Annotated in this window: 19 protein-coding genes and 1 riboswitch; of the genes, 14 read left to right on the forward strand and 5 right to left on the reverse strand. The window is 66.5% G+C overall.

The window, feature by feature from the left end:
- Nucleotides 1–270 precede the first annotated feature (270 nt).
- Nucleotides 271–1809: a M1 family metallopeptidase gene (locus tag NN4_RS01640; protein ID WP_147128112.1), complete on the forward strand. Its 1539-nt coding sequence runs from the start codon at nucleotides 271–273 to the stop codon at nucleotides 1807–1809.
- A gap of 60 nt (nucleotides 1810–1869) precedes the next feature.
- On the opposite strand, the gene NN4_RS01645 is transcribed toward NN4_RS01640, so the two are convergent.
- Together NN4_RS01645 and NN4_RS01650 are read right to left on the reverse strand one after the other, a co-directional pair.
- Nucleotides 1870–2706, reverse strand: coding sequence for a S1/P1 nuclease (locus NN4_RS01645; protein WP_147128113.1), 837 nt, complete (start codon nucleotides 2704–2706; stop codon nucleotides 1870–1872).
- Nucleotides 2707–2899: 193 nt separating this feature from the next.
- Nucleotides 2900–3241: an ArsR/SmtB family transcription factor gene (locus NN4_RS01650; protein ID WP_147128114.1), complete on the reverse strand. Its 342-nt coding sequence runs from the start codon at nucleotides 3239–3241 to the stop codon at nucleotides 2900–2902.
- 63 nt (nucleotides 3242–3304) lie between these two features.
- On the opposite strand from NN4_RS01650, the gene NN4_RS01655 reads away from it, so the two are divergent.
- The gene (locus tag NN4_RS01655) at nucleotides 3305–3646 is read left to right on the forward strand and encodes a putative quinol monooxygenase (RefSeq protein ID WP_147128115.1); all 342 of its coding nucleotides are present in this window, start codon (nucleotides 3305–3307) and stop codon (nucleotides 3644–3646) included.
- 185 nt (nucleotides 3647–3831) lie between these two features.
- A complete protein-coding gene (locus tag NN4_RS01660; RefSeq protein WP_147128116.1) occupies nucleotides 3832–4719 on the forward strand; it encodes a Sco1979 family transcriptional regulator in 888 nt (295 codons plus the stop codon).
- A 30-nt stretch (nucleotides 4720–4749) separates the two neighbouring features.
- Here NN4_RS01660 and NN4_RS01665 read toward each other — a convergent pair whose 3' ends face one another.
- On the reverse strand, nucleotides 4750–5364 hold the full coding sequence (locus NN4_RS01665; protein ID WP_186818198.1) for a TetR/AcrR family transcriptional regulator: 615 nt from the start codon (nucleotides 5362–5364) through the stop codon (nucleotides 4750–4752).
- A 78-nt stretch (nucleotides 5365–5442) separates the two neighbouring features.
- Here NN4_RS01665 and NN4_RS01670 point away from each other — a divergent pair, with 78 nt between their 5' ends.
- The 4 genes from NN4_RS01670 (at nucleotide 5443) to NN4_RS01685 (ending at nucleotide 9031) form a co-directional block, all read left to right on the forward strand.
- A complete protein-coding gene (locus NN4_RS01670; protein WP_147128118.1) occupies nucleotides 5443–6456 on the forward strand; it encodes a GlxA family transcriptional regulator in 1014 nt (337 codons plus the stop codon).
- Between the two features lie 104 nt (nucleotides 6457–6560).
- Nucleotides 6561–7277 (forward strand): alpha/beta fold hydrolase, encoded by a 717-nt coding sequence (locus tag NN4_RS01675; RefSeq protein ID WP_147128119.1) that lies wholly within the window; start codon nucleotides 6561–6563, stop codon nucleotides 7275–7277.
- 46 nt (nucleotides 7278–7323) lie between these two features.
- Nucleotides 7324–8289: an alpha/beta hydrolase gene (locus tag NN4_RS01680; protein ID WP_147128120.1), complete on the forward strand. Its 966-nt coding sequence runs from the start codon at nucleotides 7324–7326 to the stop codon at nucleotides 8287–8289.
- 28 nt (nucleotides 8290–8317) lie between these two features.
- Nucleotides 8318–9031 carry an alpha/beta fold hydrolase gene (locus NN4_RS01685; protein WP_147128121.1) on the forward strand — a complete coding sequence of 238 codons (714 nt, stop codon included), beginning with the start codon at nucleotides 8318–8320 and terminating at the stop codon, nucleotides 9029–9031.
- Nucleotides 9032–9087: 56 nt separating this feature from the next.
- Here NN4_RS01685 and NN4_RS01690 read toward each other — a convergent pair whose 3' ends face one another.
- Nucleotides 9088–11007, reverse strand: a complete 1920-nt coding sequence (locus NN4_RS01690; RefSeq protein ID WP_222594926.1) for a Xaa-Pro dipeptidyl-peptidase — start codon at nucleotides 11005–11007, stop codon at nucleotides 9088–9090.
- Between the two features lie 116 nt (nucleotides 11008–11123).
- On the reverse strand, nucleotides 11124–12083 hold the full coding sequence (locus NN4_RS01695) for a M64 family metallopeptidase (protein ID WP_147128122.1): 960 nt from the start codon (nucleotides 12081–12083) through the stop codon (nucleotides 11124–11126).
- 219 nt (nucleotides 12084–12302) lie between these two features.
- Between NN4_RS01695 and mgrA the strand changes: the two genes are divergently transcribed.
- From mgrA to NN4_RS01730, 7 genes are all read left to right on the forward strand, one after another.
- The gene (gene mgrA, locus NN4_RS01700; protein WP_147128123.1) at nucleotides 12303–13346 is read left to right on the forward strand and encodes an L-glyceraldehyde 3-phosphate reductase; all 1044 of its coding nucleotides are present in this window, start codon (nucleotides 12303–12305) and stop codon (nucleotides 13344–13346) included.
- 70 nt (nucleotides 13347–13416) lie between these two features.
- The gene (locus NN4_RS01705; RefSeq protein ID WP_147128124.1) at nucleotides 13417–14019 is read left to right on the forward strand and encodes a hypothetical protein; all 603 of its coding nucleotides are present in this window, start codon (nucleotides 13417–13419) and stop codon (nucleotides 14017–14019) included.
- Nucleotides 14020–14127: 108 nt separating this feature from the next.
- Nucleotides 14128–14246, forward strand: a riboswitch (SAM riboswitch).
- A 117-nt stretch (nucleotides 14247–14363) separates the two neighbouring features.
- Nucleotides 14364–15170, forward strand: coding sequence for a 2OG-Fe(II) oxygenase (locus NN4_RS01710; RefSeq protein ID WP_186818199.1), 807 nt, complete (start codon nucleotides 14364–14366; stop codon nucleotides 15168–15170).
- Nucleotides 15170–15892, forward strand: a complete 723-nt coding sequence (locus NN4_RS01715) for a tRNA-dependent cyclodipeptide synthase (RefSeq protein WP_147128125.1) — start codon at nucleotides 15170–15172, stop codon at nucleotides 15890–15892. Before NN4_RS01710 ends, NN4_RS01715 begins: the two co-directional genes overlap by 1 nt.
- A complete protein-coding gene (locus NN4_RS01720) occupies nucleotides 15889–17295 on the forward strand; it encodes an MFS transporter (protein ID WP_147128126.1) in 1407 nt (468 codons plus the stop codon). The genes NN4_RS01715 and NN4_RS01720 overlap by 4 nt, the downstream gene beginning before the upstream one ends.
- Before the next feature lie 225 nt (nucleotides 17296–17520).
- Nucleotides 17521–18990 (forward strand): sugar porter family MFS transporter, encoded by a 1470-nt coding sequence (locus tag NN4_RS01725; RefSeq protein ID WP_246180646.1) that lies wholly within the window; start codon nucleotides 17521–17523, stop codon nucleotides 18988–18990.
- A 53-nt stretch (nucleotides 18991–19043) separates the two neighbouring features.
- Nucleotides 19044–19487 carry an ASCH domain-containing protein gene (locus NN4_RS01730; RefSeq protein WP_147128128.1) on the forward strand — a complete coding sequence of 148 codons (444 nt, stop codon included), beginning with the start codon at nucleotides 19044–19046 and terminating at the stop codon, nucleotides 19485–19487.
- Nucleotides 19488–19499 lie beyond the last annotated feature (12 nt).

The raw sequence follows: 19499 nt of genomic DNA on the forward strand, positions 1-19499 counted from the left end.
CCATGGTCGACACTTGGCGCTGCGCCATGCCTCGACTCCGATGATCAATGGAAAGGGGTATCGGCTGCGGCAACTAGTCATAATGCGCAGAATCTTTTGCGCCATTACGGATTACCAGCACTTCTCATCGAATTCCCCAGTTGATCAGCAGGTGGAGATGGCCACTCCGATGTGATTCGCTGTGTAGCGAAATGCCCCGGCCGAGGACGCGGAGGGATATCGGCGTTTGCTCGAAACAATCCTCGTGCCCGACACATTGGAGTTCGCTTTATGAGACGTTATCCCTTGGTGCATACTGCCACGGCCCGAGCGGTTCCGCTGCTGGTGGTCGCAGCGCTCGCGGCCAGCATGGGGACCGCATCCGCGGCAACAGTGCCCGGCATCGGCGATCCCGTTTTCCCTAATATCGGCAGTGCCGCATACGATGTCTCCAATTACAGTATCGACCTGAAGTTCGAGCCGTCCTCGGGCCGTTTGTCCGGGACGACAACGATCACCGCGAAAGCCAAACAGGATTTGAAAGCCGGCACCGCTATCGGTTTCGACTTCCTCTTGCAGACCCAGTCGGTGCTCGTCGAGAACAAGCCCGCCAAATACAATCTCGGCAAGGACAAGCTCGCCGTGACCGTGCCGGTGAACCTGCCGACCGGCACCGAGTTCACCACCGTCGTCGCGTACAACGACATCCCGTCGCGTGTGCAGAATCAGGCGGGCGCCCGCAACTGGGTCGAGAACGCCAACGGCGCACTGATCTCCAACGAGCCGTTCTCGGCCGAGTGGTGGTATCCGAGCAACGACCACCCCACCGACAAGGCGACCTACGCGGTGTCGGTGCTCGCGCCGGCCGACATGGACGTGTTCTCCAACGGCGTGGAAACCAGTGTCACCCAGAACATTCCGGGCTGGAAGCGGCACAACTGGCTCAGCAAGCACCCGCAGATGACGTATGCCACCTTCCTGGCGGTCGGCAAGTACGAGCGCGGCGGCCAGAACAGCGGCACCCCGGCCAGGCCGAACCTCACCGCGTACTCGACCGACCTCAACCCGACGATCCGCGCCAACGCCAAGGCCAGCATCGAGCGGACACCGGAGATCACCGACTGGCTCGCCAGCGCGCTCACCCCGTACCCGTTCGAGTCCACCGGCGGCCTGGTGGACGCGAAGATGGGTGGCTTCGCCCTGGAAACCCAGACGATGCCTACCTATACGGACGGATTCTTCCGGCGCGGCAAGAATGATTCGGTTGTCGTGCACGAGATGGCCCATCAGTGGTTCGGCGACTCGATCTCCGTCGCCACCTGGAAGGACGGCTGGCTGAATGAAGGCTGGGCCAGCTACATGGAGTACCTGTGGTCGGAGAAGAACGGCACCGGCACCGCGGCGGAGATCGCCGACTATGCCTACGCCACCTCGACCAGGATCGATTGGAATGTTGTCCTGACCGATCCCGGGCCCGCCAATGTGCTGCCCGCCGAGTTGTACAGCCGCGGCGCATTGGCCATCCAGGCATTGCGCAGCGCGATCAACAACGACGAGGTCTTCTTCCGGTTGATCCGCGAGTGGCTGACCAAGTACCAGTACAGCAATGCCAAGGTCTCCGACTTCATCGACCTGGCGAACGCCGTCACCGGCCGCAGCACGAACGCGTTGTTCAAGACCTGGCTGACCGACAAGGGCAAGCCCGCGTACAAGCCGACCGACGCGACCTTCGATTCGAATTCGAAGCGCGCGCCCCGTTCGGCCACGCCGCCCCCGGCCAAGCCGAAGGTCTATGACGACCTCTTCGCTGTCGTGACCGAAAAGCAGTAACCGACCGCAACATACGAGCCGGGTCCGTGGAAACACGGGCCCGGCTCAGTCGTGCCTCGGCTAGCCCGCCGAGCCGGTTCCCACCGACGGGTCGAGCACCGCGTTGACCAGACGTCCCAGCAACTCCCCCGCGCGGCGCAGGCGAGTCTCGGCTATCGGCAGGAACTGACGGGTGTACTCGTCACCGATGGTGGACGAGGCTGGATAGACACCCGGGGTTGCCAGGACCCGGCAGCTGTCCTCCGCCCAGCGGATCGGGTCGGTATCCGGTTGCGTCGGAGGCAGATCGGGGGCGGGCAGGGCGAGTAGCCGCTGCAATTCCTCGGCGTCGCTCGCGTGCCGGGTGTCGAGCATCCGGCTGTCCCACACCGAGTGCAGATTGGTGCTGCGGCCGAGATATTGCACCTTGACCTCGTTCCCGCCGCGGTCGCGTGCGTATCCCGCGTGCATCGGCTGGTGGATATCGCCGACGAAATGGACGATGAACTTCAAAGCCTGGCCACGCTCGGCGACCGGACGACTCCGGTCGGCAAGCGTGGCGGTCTGCCTGCGCAGCGCCTCGATCACGTTCTGGCCGTTGTTGCCGTTCACCGCCGGGTCGTAGACGCAGCCGTTCTCGCCGATGTTGACGTAGTGCCACGGAGCCGAAATCTTGCCCAGCTCGGGATCATTGGCGCGTACCTCGTCGGCCCAGTTGGCCACCCCTGCGAGCGTGGGATCGGGCTCGCCCGCGAGCAGGCGGCCGACCTCGTCCCGCGCCGCCGCGGTCAACCGCAGGTCGGCGATCGCCCCGGTGGTGTTGTGGCCCTGCACGCCCCAGGCAGTGGCGGTGGGCGGAACCGATAGCAAGATCGCGGCCAGCGCACACGCGCTCGCCACCGCTGCTCTACCGAACATCACACGAATCCTTCCGAGTAGCCTCGGGCAGTTCACCCTGCCCGGCGCGCACCCGCGCCGCTGCGCACCATGAACCGAGTCATGTTGACTCTCTTGCCGATTCGAGTGTCCGCGATGGGACGTATCCGCCGCACCAACTCCGGGCCAACACTTCGCGGCCAACCGCTGTCCCTAACGGCAGAACCGGACAGCCCTAGGCGATGTCGATGGCCCGATCAGCTGCCACCACTTCGGCACGCAGCAGCTCCATCAACCCGGGGAAGCGCTGCTCCAGTTCGGCCCGGCGCAGCTGCGCCATATTGCTGTTGCCCCGGTTGACCTGCCTGATCAGTCCCGCCTGGCGCAGCGTCCGGAAATGGTGGGTGAGGGTGGCTTTGGACACCGGCAGCTCGAACGAGCTGCAATGACGTTCGGTCCCGTCCGGCTCGGCGAGCAGGGCCAGCACGACGGCGCGGCGGTGCCGGTCGGCGAGGGCGGCGAAGATCGCGCCGAGGTCCATCTCCGCCGGGCTGGGCTGGTCGTCGTGGTCGGGCACTGCTCACCTTTCGCGTCAGGTACGAATTGCATCGTACCTCGCGACACCCTATCGTCCACAGGTATGACTGAGATCGTACCTACCCCGGATGTTCCGTTCGCGCTCGTCGGGTTCGCCCGCCCCAAACCGGAGCGCGCGGCGGAATTGCGGGAGTTGCTGCTGTCGTTCGTCGCGCCGACCCGCGAGGAAGCGGGCGCGCTCGAGTATCACTTCCACGAGGACGCCGACGATCCGGGCAGCTTCGTCTTCTACGAGGCGTGGCGCTCCAAGGCGGACCTCGATCGCCACCGCGAGCTGCCCCACATGAAGGAGTTCTGGGAGCACCGCATGGACTACCTAGAGCAAGACCTCGACATCAGGTGGCTGTCGATGCGCAGCGCGTACCCCCGGCCGATCGACGCCTGACCCACCGGACTTCACCTTCGCCGCTGGGCGATTCGCGGCCCACGCGCAACACCATCTGCATACTCAGCTGCAAGTGCGGTTGAAATGACGTTCCAGCGCGATACCATCAGGGGTGGCGCGGTGAAGTTCGTCACGGGATGTACGCGGATTTCGCCGATGGGTCTTCGAGAATCGGAGTAGAGGTCATGGTCGCGGAACCGGTCCGGATCAAGGGTATCGACTCGCGGGTCGCAGAGCGCGGCCCAACGGCGCTCCGCATCGCGGTCGGTGGACAGCTGCGCAAACTACGCGAGGAATGTGGCATCACTCGCGAGGCGGCGGGCGACCACATTCGTGGCTCGCACGCCAAGATCAGCCGACTCGAACTGGGCCGGACCGGATACAAGGACCGCGACATCCTCGACCTACTGACGCTCTACGGCGTTACCGAGGAAGACCAGCGCGAGATGTTCCTCGATCTGGCGCGCAAGGCCAACGAACCCGGCTGGTGGCACCGGTACAACGACCTGCTGCCGTCCTGGTTCGAGACCTATCTCGGACTGGAGGGCGCCGCGCAGACGATCAGAACCTTCGAGGGCCAGCTGGTTCCGGGCTTGTTGCAGACCGAGGACTACACCCACGCCGTCATCGCGGTCGGCCACCAGAACGCCGAGGCCTCCCGGCGCGTGGAGCTGCGCAGGAAGCGCCAGGAAATTCTCAGCACCGAGCACGGGCCCGCACTGTGGGCGGTGCTGGACGAGGCCGTGCTGCACCGGCCGATCGGCGGCAAAGCAGTGCTGCGCAAGCAGATCGAACACCTGGTGGCGATGTCGGAAAGCCGGCGGGTGACCATCCAGGTGCTGCCCTACCACGCGGGCGGTCACCCGGCGGCGGGCAGTTCGTTCACCATGCTCCGCTTCGCCGAAGCCGAGCTGCCCGACATCGTCTACCTCGAGCAGCTGACTAGCGCGCTCTACCTGGATCGCAGGGAGGATCTGCACCTCTACCGCGAGGTGATGGATCAGCTCGCCGTCCAAGCCGAAACACCGCAGCGGTCGCGGGATCTGCTGATGGCCGCCGCGGCGGAGTTGTAGCCGACCCGTGCCCGCGCCGAACGCGGTGGGTCAGCCGGCCACCCGATCGGCCCACGCCGAGGGCAGTGCGGCGCTGGAGACATCGGCGATCTCACCGAGACGTGCGCGCGGAGTCCCCAAGCGGCTCAACTGAATCAGACCCTGCGCCACGACGATGATGTTCGCACTGTGCGCCGACAGCACGGCGTCGTCGACCTTGCCGTCGCCGAGACGCATTGCGGGAGAGAGCCGCTCGGCGACGCCCTGCTCCATCGCCGCGGTGGTCTTGGCCCCGATGGTGGCGACCTCGGGGATCCGGCCGCTGAGCTGGGCGATGCTGTTGATCATCAGGCAGCCGCGCCGGTTCGGTTGCGCGGCACAGTCTTCGATGATCGCTTGGAACAGCGCGCGCACCGCGGCCCGCGCCGAGCCTGGTGCCGATCCGACGACGTCGCGCACGAACCGGGCGCGCCGCTCGCAGTAGCGTTCGAACGCGGCGAGGAACAAGCCCTGCTTGTTGCCGTAGGCGGCGTAGACGCTGCCGTTGCCGACGCCGGTCGCGCGGGAGATGTCCTCGACGGACGTCTCATCGAAACCTTGCGACCAGAACAGCTCGGTAGCGGCGTCGAGCAGGCCCGATTCGTCGAACTGTCGTGGCCGTCCCATGGCCTCACCGTACCAACCGTTGTGCGATATCGCCCACATAGCTTGTTCTGGAGGCGTGACTCCACAACAATGGTTGACATGGCCCCCAACTTCGCTGCGCCGCCCCGCCGACGGGTCGGCATTCTGGTCTTCGACGGCGTCAAGATGCTCGACTTCGTCGGCCCGGCAGAGGTCTTCGTGGAGGCCAACCAGACCGCGCCCGGTTACGAAGTGGTCCTGCTCTCCGCCGACGGCCGGGACGTGCAGACCTCGATCGGCGCGCGCATCGAGGTCAGCGCCGCGGCCGCCGAGGCGGGTCGCTTCGACACCGTGGTGATCCCGGGCAGCGAACTGCCGCCCGCGAAGTTCGTCACGCCTGAACTGATCGCCGCCGCACGGCACCTGTCCTGGAACACACGCCGGCTGGCCTCGATTTGCAGCGGCGCGTTCGTCGTCGCCGAACTCGGCCTCTACGACGGCAGACGCGCGACCACGCACTGGAAGTTCGCCACGGATCTGGCGCGCAAGTACCCGGCCATCGCGGTCGACCCCGATGCGATCTTCGTGCGCGACGGGAATCTGTACAGCTCCGCGGGCGTCGCGGCCGGCGTCGATCTCGCGCTGGCACTGGTCGAGGAGGACTACGGCGCCGACGTCGCCCGCCGGGTCGCGCAGTTGCTCGTGGTGTACATGCAGCGCGCGGGCGGTCAATCGCAGTTCTCGGCCTCGCTGACCGGACCCGTGCCGCGTAGTCCGCTGGTGCGCAAGGTGGTCGACCTGATCTGCGCGGACCCGGCGTTTCCGCACACCGTGCAGACCCTGGCCGCGCATGCCATGGTCAGTGTCCGGCACCTGACCCGGCTGTTCCGCGCCGAGCTCGAACGCTCCCCCGCCGAGTACGTCGCCTTCATCCGCTTCGGGGTTGCCAGGGACCTGCTGCACGCCGGACACAGCGTCACCGAGGCCGCGATGAGCGCCGGATATGGCAGCAGCGAGGCCTTGCGCCGCGCGTTCGTGGCCAGGCTCGGCATCTCACCGCGCAAGTACCAGCAGCGTTTTCGCTCCACCGGCGCGACCGCCGCGTTCGAGCCGATGACGGCCGCCGTGTCCTGATCGGGGGCTTTTGCGGCCGGTGTGGAGGGGCGCCGGACAGGTTGCTCAGCGGAAACTGAGTGCGGCACAACGCCATCGATCCGAGTGATCGAGAAAGGAACTCCATGTCTTCCGCGACAACCATTGTTCTCGTGCACGGCGCTTTCGCCGATGCCGCCAGCTGGGCACCGGTCACCGAGCGGCTGCTCGCCGAGGGATACCGGGTGCTGGCGCCGCCGGTGTTCAACCGCAGCCTGTCCGAGGACGCGGCCTACATCAAATCGTTCGTCGAGCAGATCGACGGGCCGGTGCTGCTGGCGGGCCATTCCTACGGCGGCGCGGTGATCACGGTCGCCGGGGTCGCCGACAATGTCGTCGGTCTGGTGTTCGTTTCGGGCTATGTCCTCGAAGTCGGCGAGAGCCTCGGGCAATTGCAGGGTGGCTTCCCGGACTCCGATCTGGCCGCCAACCTCGTCTACGCGCCGTACCCGGTCCGCGACGGCGAGCCGGGCACCGATGTGTCGGTCGACATCGCCGCCTTCCCCGAGGTGTTCGCGGCGGGCCTCGACAAGGCGCGGGCGCAGGTGCTCGCGGTCTCCCAGCGGCCGCTCTCCGCGATCGCGTTCGGCGAGCCGGCGACCGCGGCGGCCTGGCAGACCAAGCCCAGCTGGGGCATCGTGTCGAGCGCCGACCGCACCATCAATCCCGAGGTCGAGCGGTTCGGCTACCAGCGCGCGGGGCTGCGCTCGGTGGTCGAGATCGACGCACCGCACCTGGTCATGCAGACCCATCCCGCCGAGGTCGCCGCAGTCATCACCGGCGCGCTCGCCGAGTTGGCCTGATTTCTCGAAACCGCTTGGACCCCAATCCCTATCGAAAGGAATGACGATGACCGGAAACCCGCACGGAATCCCCCTGGAGCCTGCCGCGCAAGAGTTCGTCGACGCGACCTCCCAGCCCCCGTTTCTCTACCAGTTGCCGCCGGAAGAGGGCCGCAAGGCGGTGGATTCGGTGCAGGACGCGCCGATCTACAAGCCGGAGATCGATGAAGAGTGGATCACCATCGACGGCGGACCGACCGGTTCCGTGCGGGCCAGGATCGTCCGGCCGCAGGGCGTCACCGAAACCCTGCCCGTCATCGTCTACACCCACGGCGCCGGTTGGGTCTTCGGAGACGCGCACACCCACGACCGCCTGGTCCGCGACCTCGCCGTCGGCGCGCACGCGGCGGTCGTCTTCCCCGAGTACGACCGCTCACCCGACGTCCGCTACCCGGTGGCCAACGAGCAGTCCTACCGGGTCGCCCAGTGGGTCAGCACCCAGGGCGCCGAAAAGGCGCTGGACCCGACCCGTATTGCCGTCGCCGGTGATTCGGTCGGCGGCAACATGGCCATCGCCCTCACGCTGATGGCCAAGGAGCGCGGTGACGTCTCCTTCGTGCAGCAGGTGCTGTTCTACCCGGTGACCGACGCCAACTTCGACACCGGTTCCTACGAGCGCTTCGCGGAAGGTTACTTCCTGACTCGCGAAGGCATGCAATGGTTCTGGGACCAGTACACCACCAGCGCCGAAGACCGCGCCCAGATCACCGCGTCGCCGCTGCGCGCGAGCACCGAGCAGCTGTCGGGCCTGCCGCCCGCGCTGGTCATCACGGCCGAGAACGACGTGCTGCGCGACGAAGGCGAGGCCTTCGCGGGCAAGCTGCGCACCGCGGGCGTGCCCGTCGTTCAGGCGCGCTACGGGGGCATCATCCACGACTTCGTCATGGTGAATTCGATGCACGACACCAACGCCGCCAAAGCGGCTGTTGCCCAGGCGGTTTCCGTGCTGCGGGCCGCCCTGCACACCGCGTGACCAATTCCTCCGGACCTAAGGAACATTCGTGAGTACCTCCTCGCCCACCATCGTGCTGGTGCACGGTGCGTTCGCCGACTCGTCCAGCTGGAACGGCGTCATCGAAACGCTGCGCGCACAAGGACATTCCGTTGTGGCCGCGGCCAACCCGCTGCGCGGCCTGGACAGCGACGCCGCCTATATCGGCTCGGTCCTCGATGACATCGACGGCCCCTGCGTCCTGGTCGGTCATTCCTACGGCGGCAGCGTCATCACCGTCGCAGCCGCGGGCAAGGTGAACGTGACGGCCCTCGTCTACATCGCCGCCTTCATCCCCGCCGAGGGCGAGAGCGCGCTGGAGTTGACCGACAAGTTCCCCGGCTCCACCCTCGGACCGACCACCCGCCCCGCGAACTATCCCCTCGCGGACGGCAATTCGGGCACCGAGCTCTATATCCGGCAGGACGAGTTCCCCGCCCAGTTCGCCGCAGACGTGCCCGCGAACGCCGCCCAGCTGATGGCGGCGACCCAGCGGCCGGTCGCGCTCGCCGCCCTCCAGGAGCCCGCGACCGCGGCGGCCTGGCGGAACATTCCCGCGTTCGCCCTGCTCACCACCGACGACAAGAACATCCCGGTGCAGGCGCAACGGTTCATGGCCGAGCGGGCGTCCGCGCACACCGTCGAGATCGCGGCTTCGCATGCGGTCAGCGTTTCCGCGCCGGGTGCGGTCAGCGATCTGATCGCCGCTGCGGCCAAGCAGTAGACACCGAAGATCCGGTCACGCCCAACAGCTTTCGGGCGTGACCGGATCGCGGTGGGTCAGCCGATCGCGGCCTTCAGGGCGGCTTGCCCGCCGACCACCGGGAACGAGACCTTGGTTTCGGCCAGGTTCATCCCGAAGCCGGGTCCCGGCTTGGGCCGCAGGGTGTACTCGTTGTCACTGGACAACACCACCACACCCAGCTTGTGTCCGCGCGCGAGCACGTAGTCGTGCGGTTGCATGGACAGGTTGATCGCATACTCCTTACCCGGGGTGATCGGGCTGGTCTTGTCGATCGAGTCCCGGTTCTGCGGGTCCACCCAACCCCTCGTGACAATCCTCGAACTGCCGTCGGGAGCCCGATCCACCAGCAGCGCAGTCACATTGGCCGCCGGACGCTGGAAGGACAACCGGAGGGCTACGTCGACCGTGCCGCTGATCCGCAGCGGAGCCGTGGTGGACTTGGAGAAGTACGCCAACCGGTTCGGCGAACTCGGCGCCGCGACCAGGGCCGAGGCCAGCTTCGTCGCGTCATCGTCGAGTGATTCGGTGACCCGCCCCGGTCCGGATGTCGCGAGTCCGCCGGTATTGCGGCCGCCGGGTTGGAACACCGCGGTCGCGGTCGAGGTGGCCGGGGCGGGCCACTCCGGCTCGTTCACCCAGGACTTGTCCTCGCGCTGAATGGTGGACTTGGGCTCGCGGTCGATCCCGTTGTCCCGGCCGAGCAGGTACTTGCTGAACCAGCGGTTCACGGTGCGCAACCACTCGTCCCGGCGCAGGCTGATCGGGTCGGTGTGGCCGGACTGGTGCAGCCAGATCTTGTGCGGCACACCGGCTTTCTTCAGGGCGTCGTACCACTGCGCGACATGCTTGGTCTTGACGTTGAAGTCGTTCAGACCGTGCACAGCCAGCACCGCGGCCCGCACCTTGCCGACATCGTTGAGGTAGTTGCGCTCGTTCCAGAAGCCGATGTAATCACCGGTGACCCGGTCCTGGTCCTTGTGGAGCTTGTCGATCACCGGTGTGCAGACGTTCCGGTCGGCCCTGGTGTAGACGTACTTGGCCAGCACGTCGGCGTCCTCGCCCTGGTAGGTGCCGGGCGCGACCACCGCGCCTGCCGCGCGGTAGTAGTCGTACCAGCTGCTGATCGCGGCGATGGGCACGATCGCTTCCAGCCCGGGCACGCCGGTGGCGGCGACGGCGTTGGGCAGCGTTCCGTTGTAGGACACACCCATCATGCCGACCTTGCCGCTGGCCCAATTGGCCACCACGGCTTTACCTTGCGCGTCCCGCGCCTTCGCCCGGCCGTTGAGCCAGTCGATCGGGGCCCGCGCGCCGATGGTCTCGTTGCGCGCGCCCGAGGTCGGGCAGCCGGTGGAGGTGCCGGTGCCCAGCGACTCGCCGTACATCACGGCGTAGCCGCGAGCCAGGAAGAATTCCTCGTACTGCCAGGTGATCTGGCCGTTGGCGACGGTGATGCCCGCGACCCGCAGGTCCTCGGCCACCCGCGCGCGCAGCTCGCCCGGAGCCGGGGCCATCCGCCGCCCGTCCGCGCCGTCGGGGACGTAGAGCTCGACGTCCACGTTGTGGTTGGCGACGTCGTTACCGCCGGAGAAGTACGGGCTCGCCTGGTACACCACCGGCAGCTTGCCAGTGGCGCCGGCCGGACGGACGACCTGGACGTGCACCTCGTCGTCCTTGCCGTCCCGGTCGCTGTCCACTGGGGCACGCACCCACAGGTCTTGCCGGACCGGCGCTTTCGGGTTGAAAGTCGGCTGCGCCTCGCCGCCGCTGACATCCGGGCCGTTCGTCGGGTCGGCCAGCGCGGGCGCGCCGGACAGGAGCAGTGCCGCGGCCACGACCAACAGGGCCAGCCGCGATAACCGTCGCAGGGTCAGCACGGTCCACCCGAGGGCCGCGACCACGCGGGTGCGCGGCCCGCCCCGGTCACGTCTGTGCTGATGCTGTCTGGATGCCATTGCGTTCTCCTTCACAACTCATCACGAGGTGCTCCCGTGCGAGACTCGAAATACCTGCTGGCTCAGGGGAATTACCTCGGATGCCCGGCCGGGGCGGCCGGGCATCCGGTGATGAATCAGTGCTGGGTCGGCGGGGCCTTCCGCTCGATCGCGGCCTTCATCGCGTCCAGCCCGATCAGGTTGAATTCACGACCGAGCGAGCGCATCAACGAGTTCTGCGTCGGCCGGTACACCCCGCGCTTGTGGTAGACCGCGCCCTCGTAGGTGCCGACCACGCCACCGTCCGGCGAAGCCTTGCCGAGGTACTGGTACCACTTGGCCTTGTTCTGCTGCATCTGCGCGCTGGTGTAGGTGGAGGCGTTCACCTCGCGCGGCTCGCGCCCGGTGTAGCGGTCGTTCGGGTAGTCGTACTCGTCGGCCAGCCCGGCGACCGAGTGGCCGAGCTCGTGCACCACGATCTGCCCCGACTGCGCGTTGCCGCCGGACGACGTCGCCACCTTGCCGCCTGCCCCGCCGTACTTGGTGGTGTTGGCCAGCGCGACCACCTGGTCGACCTCGGGCGCCAACCGGGCGTACTGCAAGGCCTTGGTCTCGTTCACACACAGCAGCCGCTCGGTGCCACCGCACCAGAACGTCATGTCCAGTGCGGTGTTCCGCATGGTGCCGCGTGGATCGTTGTCGACGCCGGACTGCTGGGACACCACATTGACCGCCCAGACGTTGAACGAGTTCTTGTAGGTCTTGAACGGTTCGACCTGGGCGATCTCGTTCCACCGGTTGACGGCGTGCTGCTTGTAGATGTCCAGCTGGCTCGAGGTGTATCCGTCGCCGACGAACACCAGATCGAACCGCTGACTGGACGGCCCGGTCTGCTGGATCGTCACCACATCGGCCTGCACCGCCGAGCGCGGCGCCGGGGCTTCCGGGCGGACCGGCATGACCACGCGGCCGATGGTGCCGTCCGGGGAGAACACTTCTCGTTCTTCGGTGGGCGCGGCAGATCCCGTGGCGACCGACATCGCGACGATGATCAACGCGCCGAGCATGATTGCGAACATGCGTCGTAACAAGGGCATGGCAAAGCTCCTCGAGTGGTTCGCGATTTCGACCCGGACGGCGCGGGCCGCACTTCGGTCTGTCGAATTCCTCATCAAGGAACCACATTTGGTCCGGCAACTCGACTGAGGAATAACTGGGGAATGGATTCCCCGATTGCCGATCAGCCGGGCTCGGGTCGGCACCGCACACCGGTCAGGCAGTATGGGACCGTCCGTGCAGCTGATGAGGAGGTCTCAATGGCATATGTTCCCGAACCAGCCAGGTACGACGGCGCGATGCGTTATCGCCGGTCAGGGCGCTCGGGCCTGGATCTGCCGCTGCTCTCGCTCGGCTTCTGGCACAACTTCGGGGACGACCGCCCCTACCTCGCCCAGCGCGAAATCGCTTTGCGCGCCTTCGACCTGGGTATCACGCATTTCGACCTGGCGAACAATTACGGGCCGCCGTACGGCGCGGCGGAGATCAACGCCGGACGCATTCTGCGCGAGGATCTCGCACCGTATCGCGACGAACTCGTCATCTCCAGCAAAGCCGGTTGGGACATGTGGCCCGGTCCATACGGGCAGGGCGGCGGGTCGCGCAAGTATCTGCTCGCCTCGCTCGATCAGTCGCTGACCCGGCTCGGGCTCGACTATGTCGACATCTTCTATTCGCACCGGTTCGATCCGACGACTCCGCTGGAGGAGACCGCGGCGGCGCTGAATACCGCTGTCCGTCAGGGCAAAGCGCTGTACGTAGGAATTTCGTCGTATACCGCACAGGATTCGGTCGCTATCGCCACCATGTTGCGGGAGCTCGGCACTCCCCTGCTCATCCATCAGCCGTCGTACTCGATGCTCAACCGGTGGATAGAGACCGAGGGCCTGCTCGACGCGGCCGGTGCGGAAGGGTTCGGCGTCATCGGGTTCACCGCGCTCGCACAGGGACTGCTCACCTCGAAGTACCTCGACGGCATTCCACCGGAATCTCGTGCTGCCCAAGGTAAGTCGTTTCAGAACGAATTGCTCACCCCGGCGATGATCGATCGGTTGCGCAAGCTCGCTGCCGTCGCCGACCGGCGCGGGCAGACGCTGGCGCAACTGGCGCTGTCCTGGGCGCTGCGCGACGACCGGGTCACCTCACTGGTGATCGGTGCGTCCACCACCGACCAGCTCGAGCAAAATGTCGCCGCCCTCGACGATCTCGAATTCAGCGCCGACGAGCTCGCCGAAATCGACGCGCTGCTCGATGATGACGGCGAAGTCGATCTGTGGCGATCGGCGCGCCAAGGGACTCTCTGAACGGTATTGTCGCGCCATCGAGCGTGGGAAAGCGCTGTTTTCGATTGGCTCGCCGGGGAATTCCGAGCGGGTGAGGATTTACGCCGATCGGGCTTCCGTCGCCGCCCGTCAATTGGTCACGGATCTGCTGGTGGTGGCCTGGGTCTACTTTTCGGTCATGGCCGCGCTCTGGGTGCACGATCTGGTACAGAAGCTCGGCGTGCCCGGCCAGAAGCTGGAGGGCGCGGGCGGCGGCATGGCCGACAGCCTCGGTGATGTCGGCCGAAAGGTCGGCCGGGTGCCGATGGTGGGCGACGATCTCACCTCCCCCTTCGAGCGCGCGTCCGCCGCGGCACGCGCCATGGCAGAGGCAGGCAGCGACCAGCAGGCCGTGGTCAACGATCTGGCCATGGCCCTCGCCATCGGATTACTGATCGTCCCGCTCGGGCTGGTGCTGTTCCTCTGGCTGCCACTGCGGGTGCGCTGGATACGCAGGGCCGCAACAGCAGCCCGCCTGCGCGCGGTCCCCGGCGGACGCGATCTGCTCGCCCTGCGCGCCCTCGCCAATCAGCCGCTGCGCAAACTGAACCGGATCGACCTGGACGTGGTCGATGCTTGGCGGCGCGGCGACGACGCCACGGTGCGCCGGCTGGCCGAGCTCGAACTGCGCGGCCTCGGCCTGCTCGGCGGCTGACCTGGTGCGACGTTCCGCATCACCGGATGAAATCCTTCCATCCGGATTCATAACTCAGCGCGATTCTAAAGCGTGACAACGCTTCTGACGGGCGGCACGCTTACCTCAGGTCAAGAGCGCCAGCGTCAAGTCCCCGGCTAGCTGGCCGGCAACCCTCCAACCGCGGCGGGGTGCCCCGGGTCAAGACCAGGCCGAGCCGCGTAATGCGGTCCGGGCAAGCGCGGGCTCCGTCGGTGTGCTGGAGCCCTCTCGAGAGACGGGGGTCGACTCATGTCCGAAACGCCCTCCCTTCTCATGCCCGGGCCTGTGCCCGGTCCATCGAGCGACAACCAGAGGGGAACGACATGACCACGGCCACGCCAACTCTCGGAGACCGCGTGCTGGACACCACCAGGCAGGGATTCGACCACGAATCACTGACCGCACTGCTGAACGGCGACGTGCACGCGGTGCGACTCGCCGGCTTCGTCCGGCCGGACGCGCTCGACCACCTGCGCAAGGCCTTCGTCGGCAGGCAGGACCACGGTCCGCTCGCCACCGACCCGCAGTTCCGGCGGATCGGGCACGCGTTCTCGGAGACGAGCACCGACGCCGGGCGCGGGCGGTACTTCGACGAGGCGCGCGATAATATCGATCGGCTGCGCGATATCGCCTCGCCGTATTCGTATCCCGCGGACGACCTGCGGCTGCTGCTCGACGAGATCTGGCCGGCCGGAGCGAGTTTGCTGCGGCGCAATGGACAGGCCTTCTTCGCCGGCGTTGCGCGCTACCAGCTGGCGGGGGTGGATCTGGAGCCGCACACCGACAATGTGGGCCGCAACCTGCCGTCGGACTTCGATATTCGGATCACTCGGCAACTGTCTGTGAATGTCTATTTGGACGTGCCGGAGCGGGGTGGCGAATTACAGATCTGGGACGACTATCCCGATGAGCGCGAATATCGCGACCGATCCGGCGACCGCGTCTACGGCATCGACCGCGCCGCGGTCGGCGATCCGGCGCTGGTCATCACACCGCGCGTGGGCGACGCGATCTTCATCGATCCGCGCCGGGTGCACGCGGTCGCGCCTTCCCAGGACCGCCCCCGCATCACCATCGGCCTCTTCATCGGAGTCACCGATCCGGCCGAGTCGCTGAAGGTGTGGAGCTGATGACCACGACTACGTTGCTCTCGGCGTCGCACAAGGCCGCCTACGACCTACGCTCGGACGGCATCACCACCGACGGCCGCTCCACCGTCCTGCTGGTCAGCGTCGGCGCGGACTATCACGAGGGTGAAAAGCTCGCCGCGACCATCGATTTGATCAATCGCTCGAACTTCGGGCGCTGCGCGATCGCCGTCGCGGACACCTTGCAGCGACACAACCTCAGCGGCGGCACCGATAGAGACCGGCACGCTCGTGCGCGCATCGCCGGCGACCAGTGGATCGCCCGCAACCAGAGCTATCTGGACCAGATCGACTGCCCGACAAACATTCTGCGCTGGGACTTCGCGCTATCCCATCCCCGCTACGGCGATCTCTACGACGCCATCGAGCACGCCTACGAGACCGACGAGCCGTATCGGCATGCCATCGACAGCACCATCGATAGATTCATCGAGCGGCGGCTGGCGCGCGAACCAGACGTCGACCAGGAGGCGGTCCGGACCTCCTGCCGTGCATATCTTTTGGAGGAATGCCCGATCATCATGCCGCTGTGGGCGCACGAGGGGTTCGACTTCGTGATCTACCCGCAGCGCATCTCCGCCGCGATGGGGCGCACCCGGGAACTGTTCGTCGAACCCGAGCATCCGGACCGCGTCGCTTGGCTCCCTTTGCGATTCAAGAAGCGCAAGTCGGCGCTGAACTCCGCGGCGGAGGGGCAGCTGTGACCCTCGAGATCCCGGCCCAGCGGCGCGTCATCGGGTTCGGCGGACTGGCGGTGGCGTCGTTCCTCGGGTGCATCGACCTCACCATCGTCACCACCGCGCTGCCCGCCATCGGGGCCGACTTACACGCGGGCACGTCGAACACCGAACTGACCCTCGGTGTTTTCCTGATGGCGCTGTCCATGTTCATGGTCACGGCGGGGCGCGTCGCCGATCACCTCGGACGCCGAAAGGTGTTGCTGTTCGGGCTCGCCCTGTTCGTGGTCGCGTCGGCGGGGGCGGCGGCTGCCTCGTCGATCGGCATCCTGCTCGTTGCGCGCTTCATCCAAGGCGCGGCGTGTGCTGTGCTCTACACGAGTACCTCGACGCTGGTGGAATCGCTGTTCCCGCCGGGTGATCGAGGCAAAGCCATCGGTTGGCTGTACTCGGTGAACGGTCTGGGGTTGGCCATCGGTCCGGTGCTCGGCGGTCTGCTGGTGCCCAGTCTCGGGTGGCAGTCGATCTTCTGGATCAACATTCCGCTCGGCATCGCGGCTCTTGTCGCGATTGCCTTCGCGGTCCCCCACGTGCCGCCGGACACCGCGGGCGGCACGGACTGGGCCGGGCAGGTCGTTGTCGCGTTCGCCGTGGTGTCGGCCGTCGGCATCTTCGTCCTGGGCGACCTGCGGGGATGGCTTTCACCCTGGGTCCTCATCGCCGCGGTCGTCCTGGTGGTCTCGGTCGCGGTGGGTGTCGTCGCGGAGCGGCGGGCGGCGAATCCCTTGATCGACCCGGCACTGTTCGGCAAGCGGAGATTCGTCGCCGCGATCGTCTCGGATTTCTCGCTCGGGCTGTTCTATGCCGCTGCGCTGCTGGTGATTCCGACGTACCTCACCCAGGGACGCGACTTCGACGTGCGCCAAGCGGGATTCGTGCTGCTGCTCGTCAGCGGCACGCTCGCGCTCGCGTCGCCGGTCGCAGGGCGGTTCGTTGATCGGTTCGGCGCACATGCGTTGCTGCCGTGGGGGTTCGGGCTGTTGACCCTTGCCGGAGCGGGCATCGCCTGGTCCGCGTTCGGTGATCTACTGGCGGTGCTCTTCGTCGCACTGGTGTTGTTCGGCGCAGGATGGGCCTTGGTGCTGGGACCCGCGACCGTGCTGGCTATTTCCACGGTGCCGCCGAATCGATCCGGCTTCGCCGTGGGTGCTTCGTGGACGTTCCACAACCTCGGCGGGGCTATCGGGGCGGCGGTGGCGACCGTCGTCTTCGGGCAGATCGGTGTCTCGACCGGCGACGCGACGGGACGGGTGGCTTCGATCATCGCGACAACCAGCCTGATCGCGGCGGTCCTGGTGGTGGTCCTCACCGCTGGGCGGGCCGAGAAGGTGGCGATTGACCAGCCGGTGCCCGTGGAGGCAGCCACGTAGTTTCGATGCGGCAGTTCTCGCCGACGTGCGAGAACTGCCGCAATACTCCGAAACTACGCAATACGCCAAACGTGAAAGTAATTCTGTTCACAAATAAGACCGCTAAGTTTGCGCTGGTCGGGCGCGCACGGTCGACTGGGGCGTATGCCCATCGAGCGTTCGACAATAACCAGACGCAGGAATTTCATTCCTCGCCTGCGCCGCCGCAACCTCGATGGCTACGAGATGGTTATTTCCGCGCCCGAGAAAGCGACGCGGGACGAAAAACAGAACGCCAATCGTAATGTCCTGATCGTGGCGCTGTTCGCCGCCCTCGGCGGCATGCTCTACGGCTACGACACCGGGATCATCTCCGGCGCGCTGCCCAAGATGTCCGCACAGTGGGGTATCGACCACACCCAGCAGGAAATCCTCACCGCCGCCATTCTCGCCGGGGCCGTCGTCGGCGCTCTGATCGGCGGGTCCCTGTCCAAGTCGCTGGGCCGGCGGAAAACCATCTTCATCATCGCCTGCGTGTTCGCCGTGGGCGTCGTGGCCTGTGCGCTGGCGGTCGACGCGTGGATGATGACCATCTGCCGGTTCTTCCTCGGACTCGCGGTCGGCGCCTGCTCCCAGATCGTGCCGACCTACATCGCCGAACTCGCCCCGCCCCACCGCCGCGGCGCGATGGTCACCTTCTTCAACCTCGCCATCGGTGTCGGCATCTTCCTCGCCAACCTGGTCAGCGTTGTCGCGGGCGGTACGTTCGAGGCCAGCGACGACTGGCGGTGGATGATCGGCATCGCGGTCATCCCCGCGATCGTGCTGGCCGTCGCGATGCTGCAACTACCGGAGACGCCGCGCTGGCTCATCGAGAACGGCACGGTCGGCAAGGCGAGGGTCGTGCTGCGCTGGATGCGCCCGAACCGATCCGCCGCCGTCGACGAAACCCTGAAGATCTGGGCGATCTCCCAGCAGGAGAACAAGGAATCCCGCGGCGGGTGGGCTAACCTGACCCAGAAGTGGGCCCGCCCCGCCCTCGTCGCAGGCCTCGGCATCGCCGCCTTCACCCAGCTCTCCGGGCTGGAGATGATGATCTACTACTCGCACACCATCCTCGGCAGCGCAGCAGGTTTCAGCACCGGACTCGTCATCTGGTCCGGCCTCGGCATCGCCGCCGTCTACTTGATCTTCACCGCCGTCGGCGAACGCCTCGTCGACGTCGTCGGCCGCCGCCAACTCATGCTCACCCTCATCCCCGGCGCCACCCTGTTCCTCTTCGGCTTCGGACTCCTCTTCGTCCTCACCGCCCACCCCAACCGCTACCTCACCCTCGCTCTCATGCTCGCCTACATGGCATGCAACGCCGCAGGCCTGCAAGCCGTGGGCTGGCTACTCGGCTCCGAGCTCTACCCCCTCAGCATCCGCGACCGCGCCACCAGCCTGCACGCCGTAGCCCTCTGGGGTTCCAACCTCTTCCTCACCCTCACCGCCCTGACCACCATCGACACCCTGGGTCTCGGCCCCGCCTTCATCATGTACGCCCTCTTCAACCTCCTCTCCTTGGTCTTCGTCTTCTTCTTCGTCCCCGAAACCAAGGGCCACTCCCTCGAAGACATCGAACAATCCCTCCGCCAAGGAACCTTCCTCCCCCGCCGCGGAAACATAGCCAGCCAAGTAGACCTCCCCACCTCCACCGCCCCGGCCCACCCCTAGCCTCACTCCCCTTGTCGCGCAACACCTCCGGTCACCCCTCGTAGAGTTGCCACATGACGACCGACCCCGCATCCGTCGACGCTGAGGCGTTGCCGAAAGCAGAGTTCGCCTTCCCCGGCCCGATCCGAGACCAACTCGTCACCGCCATCCTCGACGGTTCGAAGACCTCCACAACCGGCCTACTCGCCGACTATCAGCACTGCGGCGACCCACCGCCCGAGGTCGGCTCGCTTGCGGCAGTAGTCGACTCGTCCGACCGCCGAGTCGCGGTAATCGAAGTAACAGATGTCCGACTGACCCGCCTGGCCGACGTCGACCTCCGCCACGCCATCGACGAAGGCGAAGGTTTCACCACCCTCGCCGATTGGCGCACAGTGCATGAAAAATACTGGCACAGCCCCGAAATGCGCCGAGCACTGGACGACAACACCTTCACCGTCTCCGACGAGACCACCGTCGTCCTCCAACGCTTCCGCCTCATCACCGACCTACGCTAGCCACACGGACCA

It is taken from the genome of Nocardia ninae NBRC 108245, from assembly GCF_007990755.1.
GTDB lineage: Bacteria > Actinomycetota > Actinomycetes > Mycobacteriales > Mycobacteriaceae > Nocardia > Nocardia ninae.

What these genes read in the sequence shown, in the direction of transcription:
- NN4_RS01640 (WP_147128112.1), top strand. Translation starts at nt 271, where the DNA reads ATGAGACGTTATCCCTTGGTGCATACTGCCACGGCCCGAGCGGTTCCG.
- NN4_RS01645 (WP_147128113.1), bottom strand. Translation starts at nt 2,706, where the DNA reads ATGTTCGGTAGAGCAGCGGTGGCGAGCGCGTGTGCGCTGGCCGCGATC.
- NN4_RS01655 (WP_147128115.1), top strand. Translation starts at nt 3,305, where the DNA reads ATGACTGAGATCGTACCTACCCCGGATGTTCCGTTCGCGCTCGTCGGG.
- NN4_RS01660 (WP_147128116.1), top strand. Translation starts at nt 3,832, where the DNA reads ATGGTCGCGGAACCGGTCCGGATCAAGGGTATCGACTCGCGGGTCGCA.
- NN4_RS01665 (WP_186818198.1), bottom strand. Translation starts at nt 5,364, where the DNA reads ATGGGACGGCCACGACAGTTCGACGAATCGGGCCTGCTCGACGCCGCT.
- NN4_RS01670 (WP_147128118.1), top strand. Translation starts at nt 5,443, where the DNA reads ATGGCCCCCAACTTCGCTGCGCCGCCCCGCCGACGGGTCGGCATTCTG.
- NN4_RS01675 (WP_147128119.1), top strand. Translation starts at nt 6,561, where the DNA reads ATGTCTTCCGCGACAACCATTGTTCTCGTGCACGGCGCTTTCGCCGAT.
- NN4_RS01680 (WP_147128120.1), top strand. Translation starts at nt 7,324, where the DNA reads ATGACCGGAAACCCGCACGGAATCCCCCTGGAGCCTGCCGCGCAAGAG.
- NN4_RS01690 (WP_222594926.1), bottom strand. Translation starts at nt 11,007, where the DNA reads ATGGCATCCAGACAGCATCAGCACAGACGTGACCGGGGCGGGCCGCGC.
- NN4_RS01695 (WP_147128122.1), bottom strand. Translation starts at nt 12,083, where the DNA reads ATGCCCTTGTTACGACGCATGTTCGCAATCATGCTCGGCGCGTTGATC.
- mgrA (WP_147128123.1), top strand. Translation starts at nt 12,303, where the DNA reads ATGGCATATGTTCCCGAACCAGCCAGGTACGACGGCGCGATGCGTTAT.
- NN4_RS01710 (WP_186818199.1), top strand. Translation starts at nt 14,364, where the DNA reads ATGACCACGGCCACGCCAACTCTCGGAGACCGCGTGCTGGACACCACC.
- NN4_RS01715 (WP_147128125.1), top strand. Translation starts at nt 15,170, where the DNA reads ATGACCACGACTACGTTGCTCTCGGCGTCGCACAAGGCCGCCTACGAC.
- NN4_RS01725 (WP_246180646.1), top strand. Translation starts at nt 17,521, where the DNA reads ATGGTTATTTCCGCGCCCGAGAAAGCGACGCGGGACGAAAAACAGAAC.
- NN4_RS01730 (WP_147128128.1), top strand. Translation starts at nt 19,044, where the DNA reads ATGACGACCGACCCCGCATCCGTCGACGCTGAGGCGTTGCCGAAAGCA.